Origin of the sequence: Caulobacter sp. LjRoot300, from assembly GCF_964253875.1 — a bacterium.
Classification (GTDB): domain Bacteria; phylum Pseudomonadota; class Alphaproteobacteria; order Caulobacterales; family Caulobacteraceae; genus Caulobacter.
In genome coordinates this window covers 38,079-44,924 of record NZ_CAXUSA020000013.1, presented here as the reverse complement: position 1 = coordinate 44,924, position 6,846 = coordinate 38,079, and the positions used below count along the sequence as shown (strand labels likewise).

Sequence of the window (6,846 nt, the reverse complement as noted above, 5' to 3'; positions counted from 1 at the left end):
CGAGCGGAAGGGCACTCCCGGGTCGCGCAAGGGGGGCAAGCGCGACCCGGGGCCGCATCGTCGGGATCGGGCTAGAGGGCCCGCGCGATCACGACGATGAGGGTCCAAAGACCAAGGTTCACGGCCAGCAGGCCCAGGCGATACAGGGCCACGGCCGAGGGCTCGGCGGTGAGGGCGACAGCGGTGGCGGCGGGGCGCTTCACGTTGGTTTCCATCCTGCGGCGCTCTGAAATCGCGCCTTGACCAAAGAATAGGCGCTCGGCGCCTGCGCACCCATGCGACAAAAGCGACGGATCGGTCCAAATGGCCGGACCGATTGTCGCAGTTCGTTCACGGAGGGCCGCATGCCGGTCTGGGATCCCGACGTCTACCAGCGCTACAAGGCCTATCGCGACCGGCCGGCCCTGGACCTGATGCTGCAGATCCCCCGCGGCCTGGCGCCGCGCGAGATCTGGGACCTGGGCTGCGGGACGGGCGAGCACGCGGCCCTGCTAGCCAGCCGCCATCCCGGCGCCCGGGTGCACGGCCTGGACTCCAGCCCGGAGATGCTGGCGCGCGGGCAGGCGATGCGAGGTGACATCAACTGGGTGCTCGGCGACATCGCGACCTTCGCCCCCGAGGTGCCGCCCGACCTGATCTTCACCAACGCCGCCCTGCAATGGGTGGACGGCCACGAGGCGCTGTTCCCGCGCCTGATGGGGCTGCTGGCGCCGGGCGGTGTGCTGGCCTGCCAGATCCCGGTGGTGGCCGACGACGGCTGGCGGCGCAGCCTGCGCGAGACGGCGCTGGACGGGCCCTGGGCCGCGCGGCTGGCCGATGTCGAGCGCGTGCGCTCCGGCGCCGATCCGCGGCCCTACCACGACTGGCTGTCGCCGCTGAGCCAGGACCTCGACGTCTGGGTGACGACCTATGTCCACGCCCTCGGCGGCGAGGATCCCATCATCGACTGGACCTCGGGGACCAGCCTGCGGCCTTACCTGGAAGCGCTGGGCGATCCGGCCGAACAGGCGGCGTTCCTGGCGGCGTGGCGCGCGCGGCTGGCGGTCGACTATCCGCGCCGCGAGGATGGAGTGACCCTGTTCCCGTTCAGCCGCCTGTTCGTGGTCGCCCGCCGCTACTGAGGGGCGTCCCAAGACCGCCTCGCTCGGCCAGGTCGGCCAGGCTGGGCCGGCGGCGCAGCTCGGTCACGGGCTTGCCCAGGCTGTCCAGGGCCAGGGCGGCGGCCGCGCGGCCTGCCGCGACCGCGGGGTCGAAGGCCTTCCAGTCACGAATGTCGATCTCGTTGAGCTTGGGGGTGATCAGCACGTCCGAGGCCTCGCGGCTGGCGGCCAGGTCGCGGCCCGTCGACACAGTGGCGGCCCGCATCAGCAGGGCGACGATCGGCGGGCCCTTGCGCCATTCGCCCGACCACAGCCAGCGCCACAGCGAGGCCGGGCGGTCGACGTCGTCGGCGGTGATGCTGCGGCCGCGGGTGACGTCCACCCCGACGATCGGCCCCAGCTGGAAGGCGCGCATGACGTCGGCCGGAAAGTTCTTCATCACCGCCCCGTCGACCAGCACCGAATTGCCGTCCGCCACCGGCGGCAGCACGCCGGGCAGCGAGATCGAGGCCCGCAGCGCCTCGCGCAGCACGCCCTGGCGGTGCAGGTGATAGGCGCCCGAGGTCAGGTTCGACGACACGCAGAAGAACGGCAGCCACAGGTCGGCGATCTCGATGTCGTCGAAGTGCTCGGCCAGCCGCGCCTTGACCTTCAGGCCCTGGGTCATGGCCACCAGGGGGAAGGCGATGTCGTCCAGGGGGCTGGTGTCGACGAAGGCCTTGCGGATGCGGGTCTCCATCTCGCCGTCGTCCCAGCCCATGGCCAGGCCCGCGGCGACGACCGCGCCCATCGAGGCGCCGCCCACGAAGTCGATCGGCACGCCGCGCTCACGCAGGGCCTGGATGGCGCCGATATGGGCGTAGGCCCGCGCTCCGCCGCCGGACAGCACCAGGCCCACCGACTGCCCGGTCAACACCCGCGCCAGGCGCTGCACGTCGGCCATGCCGTTCTCGCGCAGATGGAACAGCCGCGCGGCCCGGGTGGCGTCCAGCCATTCGCCCGAGCCCTTGGGATGGGTGACCTTGGCCGGCTGCAGCAGGATCAGGTCGACCAGCCGCTGGTCCTGCAGCGGACCCGAAGCGTAGGACGGGATGACGGCCGGCGGCCGGTGGTCGCCCAGGCCGACGCGGAACAGCCGGTCCACCTGGCGGCCGACCACGTGCTTCCAGGCGGTCTCCTCGGCCTCGGCGACATACAGGACAAAGTCGTGCTCGCGCTCGACGGTGCTGAACCATTCGGTCGGGGCCAGCAGCGACGCCGCGCCCTCGACAGTGACCGAATAGCCCAGTACGGCGATGGCGTGGGCGATGCGCTCGACGATCGGCCGGATCGCCTTGCCGGGCTCGACCGCGATGAAGCCGAACACCGACGGGTCGCCGATCGAGGCGTGGGCCCCGGCGTTGCGCGCCCGGCGGATCATCAGCCGCGACAGCTCGATCATCACGTCCGGATCGCGCTCGACGGCCTCGAAGAAGGCGGCGCGGGGCAGGGCCAGGACTTCCGAATCACGCAGGGCCACCAGGTTGGCCGAGTGGGCCGAGCCGGCGATCATCGCCATCTCGCCGGCCGGCTCACCGGGGCGGATCACGCCGAGGAACTGCGGCTCCTGGCCTTCCTCCCGCCGGAAAGCGCCCAGCCGCCCGGTGCGCAGGAAGTAGAGATAGTCCGCCGCCTCGCCGGGCGCGTACAGTGTCGCGCCGCCCGGCAAGGAGAACCAGGCGGCGTCGCCTTCGCGGTGTTCTTGCGCGAAGAGCCGGGCGAGGGCCGTATCGGCCATGAAGTCGGGCAGGGTGACCACGGGTGGGACGCTAACTTGAACCGCGGATCTTGGCCATCGAAGGTCAAAAACTGCGGCTTTCGGTGGGAAACGGAAAAGGCTATGCCTCGCTAATGCCGAAGATGAACACGGGTATCGACAAAAACGGCGAGACTTTCGCCAAAAACGCCGCGCACAATCGCGCACTGGTGGAGACCCTGCGCGAAAGGGTCGCGCAGGCGGCCCTGGGCGGTCCCGAAAGCGCCCGGACGCGCCACGCGGCCCGCGGCAAGCTCCTGCCCCGCCAGCGGGTCGAGCGCCTGCTGGATCCCGGCTCGCCGTTCCTGGAGATCGGCCAGCTGGCCGCCTGCGACCTCTATAACGGCGAGGCGCCGGGCGCGGGCCTGATCACCGGCGTCGGCCGGGTGTCCGGCCGCGAGGTGATGATCGTCGCCAACGACGCCACGGTGAAGGGCGGCGCCTATTTTCCGATGACGGTGAAGAAGCACCTGCGGGCCCAGGAGATCGCCCAGCAGAACCGCCTGCCGTGCGTCTATCTGGTCGACAGCGGCGGGGCCAACCTGCCGCACCAGGCCGAGGTCTTCCCCGACCGCGACCATTTCGGCCGCATCTTCTTCAACCAGGCCCGGATGAGCGCGGCGGGCATCGCGCAGATCGCCTGCGTCATGGGCTCGTGCACGGCCGGCGGCGCCTATGTGCCGGCGATGAGCGACGAGACGGTGATCGTCCGTGACCAGGGCACGATCTTCCTGGCCGGACCGCCGCTGGTGAAGGCCGCCACCGGCGAGGTGATCAGCGCCGAGGAACTGGGCGGGGCCGACACCCACGGCCGTCGCTCGGGCGTCGTCGACCACGTGGCCAATGACGACGAGCACGCGCTGGAGATCGTCCGCTCGATCGTCGCCAACCTGAACACCACCAAGCGGGTCGAGACCGAGATCCGCGACGCCCGGCCGCCGCTGTTCGACGCCGAGGACCTGTACGGCATCGTACCCACCGACGTGCGCGCGCCCTATGACGTGCGCGAGGTGATCGCCCGCGTCGTCGATGGCAGCGAGTTCGACGAGTTCAAGGCGCTGTACGGCGCGACCCTGGTCTGCGGCTTCGCCCGCATCTGGGGCTTTCCGGTGGCGATCCTGGCCAACAACGGCGTGCTGTTCAGCGAAAGCGCCGTGAAGGGCGCGCACTTCATCGAGCTGGCCTGCAAGCGCAAGATCCCGCTGGTGTTCCTGCAGAACATCTCGGGCTTCATGGTCGGCGGCAAGTACGAGGCCGGCGGCATCGCCAAGGACGGGGCCAAGCTGGTGACCGCGGTCGCCAGCGCCGAGGTCCCCAAGTTCACCGTGCTGATCGGCGGCAGCTTCGGGGCCGGCAACTACGGCATGTGCGGCCGGGCCTACAGCCCGCGCTTCCTGTTCACCTGGCCCAACAGCCGCATCAGCGTGATGGGCGGCGAGCAGGCGGCGAGCGTGCTGTCCACGATCAAGCGCGACGGGATGGAGGCCAAGGGCGAGACCTGGGCGGCCGAGGAGGAGGAGGCGTTCAAGGCCCCGATCCGCGCCCGCTACGAGGCCGAGGGCGACCCCTACCACGCTACCGCCCGCCTGTGGGACGATGGGATCATCGACCCGGCCCAGACCCGCGACGTGCTGGGCCTGGCGATCAGCGCCAGCCTGAACGCCTCGATCCCCGAGACCACCTTTGGCGTCTTCCGGATGTAAGCCGGGAAAGGACAAGCCATGACCAACCCCATCGCCGACCCGATCGTCGAGGTTCCCGACACCAACGCCATGACCCCGCTGGTCCACCTGGACTCCACGCCGGAGGGCGCGGTCACCGTCTGGATCAACCGTCCCGCCCGGAAGAACGCCTTCGATGCGGCGACCATCGCCGCCCTGCACCAGGCGTTCGAAACCCTGCATGGGGCCGAAGGCGTGCGGATCGTCTTCCTGCGCGGGGTGGGCGGGGCGTTCTGCGCCGGGGCCGACCTGGAGTGGATGAAGGCGGCCGCCGACTGGAGCGAGGACGACAACCGCGACGACGCCCTGGCCCTGGCCCAGATGCTGAAGGCCCTGCACGACATCCCGGCCCTGACCGTGGCCCTGGTCGAGGGGCCGGCCTTTGGCGGCGGAGCCGGCCTGGTGGCGGCCTGCGACCACGCCCTGGCGACGGCCGACGCGCGGTTCGCCTTCTCCGAGGTCAAGCTGGGCCTGACCCCGGCCACCATCAGTCCCTATGTGATCGCCGCCCTGGGGCCGCGCACCGCCAAGCTGCTGTTCGCCACCGGCCGGGTGTTCGACGCCGACCAGGCCTGGAGCTACGGCCTGGTCGACGAGGTGTTCGACGACGCGGCCGGGCTGGTCGCCGCCCAGGACGCCCTGGTCGAGGAGGTCGCGGCCTGCGCCCCCGGCGCGATCGGCGACGCCAAGGCCCTGGTCAACGACTTCGTCGGCCAGAAGATCGACCGCGGCCTGCTCGACGAGACGGCAAGACGCATCGCCCGCCGCCGTGTGTCGGACGAAGGCCAAGAAGGCGTGCGCGCCTTCCTCGAACGCCGTAAACCCGGCTGGACCATCTAGAGTCGAGCAGGGGGCCATATGACGGGCGAAATGGAAGCAGCGGCTGCGGACTCGTTCAGCGCGTTCTTCAAGCGACGCAAGAAGCACGCCTTCGAAGGCGTCGGAAGGCCGTGCGCCAACTGCGAGACCACGCTTGAAGGCCCTTATTGCCACGCCTGCGGCCAGAACGCCGACACCCACCATCGCTCGATCGGCCACCTGATCTGGGAGGCGATCGAGGGGATGTTCCACCTCGACGGCCGCCTGGCCCTGACCCTGCCGGCCCTGTTCTTCCGCCCCGGGACGCTGGCCAAGGATTACATGGAGGGCCGGATCGTGCGGCACGTGCCGCCGTTCCGCACCTTCCTGGTGGCCCTGCTGCTGTTCATCTTCGCGGCCGAGCACGCCATCCATTCGGCCCAGCACCACGCCGAGGAAGAGGCCCACAAGCGCGCCGAGGCCCTGGCCACGCCACAAGGCCGGGCCGCCGAGGCCGCTCGCCTGCGCGCCGAAGCCCTCAAGGACCGCAACGCCAGCCTGAAGGAAGCGGCGACCGACCGCGACGCCGCCCTGGCCGAGGCCGCCGTCGACCGCGACGCGGACCTGAAGGATCCCGACGAGGACAAGGCTCGGGTCCTGGAGCGCTACCAGAAGGTCGCGACCAAGGCGCCTGCCGACTACCAGGAAGCCGTCGCCAAGGTCCAGGCTGACTACGCCAAGACGATCGCCACGGCCGACCTGCTGGCGGCGGGCAAGCTGCCCGACGGTATGGGCCAGACGCCGGAGGAGAAGCGCAAGGCCGAGGCCGAGCAGATTCGCGGCTTGTCGTTCAGCGGCGACGGCGACGTTCCTTCCGTGACGATCCACGACAACGGCAAGGCGGAAACCGGCGCGACGGCCCTCCCGCCGGAAGCCCAAGCCGCGATCAAGGACGCGAGGGCCAAGGGGCACGATCCGTCCAAGGCTCTCCGCTGGAGCGGCGGCTGGCTAAAGGAAAGCATCGCCAAGGCTCGCGAGAACCCCGAATTCTACGTGTTGGTGCTGTTCACCTGGGGCCACCGCATGGCGGTGCTGCTGCTGCCGATCGTCGGCCTAGCCCTGGCCCTGGTCTATCGCAACAAGCCCAAGTTCTTCATCTACGACCACCTGTTGGTGGCGATGAACCTGCTGTCCTTCGCGTTCCTGACCAACGCCCTGGGCCTGGTCCTACCCGACGCCGTCAAGACCTGGTGGTTCGGGCTCCTGGTGCTCTGGACGCCGGTGAACCTGTTCCAGACGCTGCGGGGCGCCTACGGGTCCAGCATCGTGGGCGCGGCGCTCAAGACGCTGATCGTCTGGTGGGCCACCGTGTTTTCCTTCTCCCTCCTGCTCGTCGGCCTGGCGCTTCTGGCCCTGGCGCAGATCTAGGAAT

6 protein-coding genes are annotated in these 6,846 nt (G+C 70.2%); 4 read left to right on the top strand and 2 right to left on the bottom strand.

The genetic code is table 11. The features are described from left to right. Positions 1-71: 71 nt before the first annotated feature. A complete protein-coding gene (locus ACSQ2G_RS23570) occupies positions 72-203 on the bottom strand; it encodes a hypothetical protein (RefSeq protein ID WP_436034795.1) in 132 nt (43 codons plus the stop codon). A 141-nt stretch (positions 204-344) separates the two neighbouring features. On the opposite strand from ACSQ2G_RS23570, the gene ACSQ2G_RS23565 reads away from it, so the two are divergent. Beyond that, positions 345-1,121 carry a methyltransferase domain-containing protein gene (locus ACSQ2G_RS23565; RefSeq protein ID WP_436034794.1) on the top strand — a complete coding sequence of 259 codons (777 nt, stop codon included), beginning with the start codon at positions 345-347 and terminating at the stop codon, positions 1,119-1,121. On the opposite strand, the gene ACSQ2G_RS23560 is transcribed toward ACSQ2G_RS23565, so the two are convergent. Then, positions 1,087-2,877 (bottom strand): patatin-like phospholipase family protein, encoded by a 1,791-nt coding sequence (locus ACSQ2G_RS23560; RefSeq protein ID WP_436034798.1) that lies wholly within the window; start codon positions 2,875-2,877, stop codon positions 1,087-1,089. The genes ACSQ2G_RS23565 and ACSQ2G_RS23560 overlap by 35 nt on opposite strands. 113 nt (positions 2,878-2,990) lie before the next feature. Here ACSQ2G_RS23560 and ACSQ2G_RS23555 point away from each other — a divergent pair, with 113 nt between their 5' ends. The 3 genes from ACSQ2G_RS23555 to ACSQ2G_RS23545 are packed head-to-tail and all read left to right on the top strand — an operon-like array spanning position 2,991 to position 6,842. Then, positions 2,991-4,598: a carboxyl transferase domain-containing protein gene (locus ACSQ2G_RS23555; RefSeq protein ID WP_436034793.1), complete on the top strand. Its 1,608-nt coding sequence runs from the start codon at positions 2,991-2,993 to the stop codon at positions 4,596-4,598. A gap of 18 nt (positions 4,599-4,616) precedes the next feature. Continuing rightward, a complete protein-coding gene (locus ACSQ2G_RS23550; protein ID WP_436034792.1) occupies positions 4,617-5,456 on the top strand; it encodes an enoyl-CoA hydratase-related protein in 840 nt (279 codons plus the stop codon). An 18-nt stretch (positions 5,457-5,474) separates the two neighbouring features. After that, positions 5,475-6,842 (top strand): DUF3667 domain-containing protein, encoded by a 1,368-nt coding sequence (locus ACSQ2G_RS23545; RefSeq protein WP_436034791.1) that lies wholly within the window; start codon positions 5,475-5,477, stop codon positions 6,840-6,842. Positions 6,843-6,846: the final 4 nt, after the last annotated feature.